We start from the raw sequence: 1,157 nt of genomic DNA on the forward strand, positions 1-1,157 counted from the left end.
GCGTCAATATTGCCGAAATGGATAAAGAAACCATTGACGGTTTAAGGCAACATTACCAAACGATTTTGCTTGAAATACAAAATATTGCGCATAAGTGGTTAAAATAGAGGAAATAGGGGCATAAAAGGGTTTGATTGCCCTTTTATTTTATGTTACTCAACGGTGGGTAGTTTGGCCAGTAATGTTCTGAAGGCAACTCACCCATTGTAATAGCATATTTACGCCACAGTTGTGCTTGTTCAATATTCTTTACTTCTCCTTTATAATAATAACTTAGAAAACGCATGATTGCGTAATCACCTTGAATTGCCATTTTTGTTAAATAGCGCTCTTTTAAAGGGGTAATTTCACCAATAGTTTCACCTAACACAATTGACCAGGTTGGTCTAGGCCAATTATACAAAGAGCCGATGGCATCTGTAAAATTTAATTGATAAGTGCGTTTGAAAAATTTTAATCGTTCCGCAATATAGTCTTCATCACTCGAATCTTCATAGCTAAATTTTTTCCGATATATTATTTTATGGTAATCGACCGTTATTTTTAAGGGGTATATTCGGTAATTTTTCTCGTTTGCCATACGCTCAATCGCATGCCATAAATTATCATTGGGTAATATTTGATAAGCTTGCTGTAAACTAGCGAAGGCTTTAGGGACATCCGGCTTTGTACCCAACCCTTGCATATACATAAACGCCAATGATTTTAAGGCTGGGGCACAATTTTGTTTGGCGGCTTGTTGATAGAGTTCAAAAGCACGTTTTTCATCTTTATCCACCCCAATACCAAACAGATAAAAATAGGCCAAATTGGTTTGCGCAAGGGCATGACCTTTGTNCAGCCGCTTTTTGATACCATGCAATGGCTTTAGTTAAATCGGGTTCAACCCCTTGTCCGTACTCGGTTATGGGGTAAATAGCACGGGGATAGGTTTCAACCGGTAGNACTAAACTCATAAGGCGCAAAGCGGGCTTTGATATACGGCAGTTCGGGGTCAATGTTTTTTCCGTTTTCATCAAACATGTATTGACGGGGTGGCTGACCGCCCGATGNATTTTCATAGATATAACCGATACTGTTTTGTGCATCAAGATTGCCCTGCGCAGCGGCTTTTTCAAACCACGCTAACGCAACCGGAAAATTATTAAACTCGTCAC

The 1,157-nt window shown here is 39.3% G+C and carries 1 protein-coding gene; it reads right to left on the reverse strand.

What is annotated here, in order from left to right; all coding sequences use genetic code 11:
* Window positions 1-142 precede the first annotated feature (142 nt).
* Window positions 143-862 (reverse strand): tetratricopeptide repeat protein, encoded by a 720-nt coding sequence (locus tag J3U35_RS02085; RefSeq protein WP_267359218.1) that lies wholly within the window; start codon window positions 860-862, stop codon window positions 143-145.
* Window positions 863-1,157 lie beyond the last annotated feature (295 nt).

It is taken from the genome of Gilliamella sp. B2717 (genome assembly GCF_026536675.1).
GTDB lineage: Bacteria > Pseudomonadota > Gammaproteobacteria > Enterobacterales > Orbaceae > Gilliamella > Gilliamella apicola_I.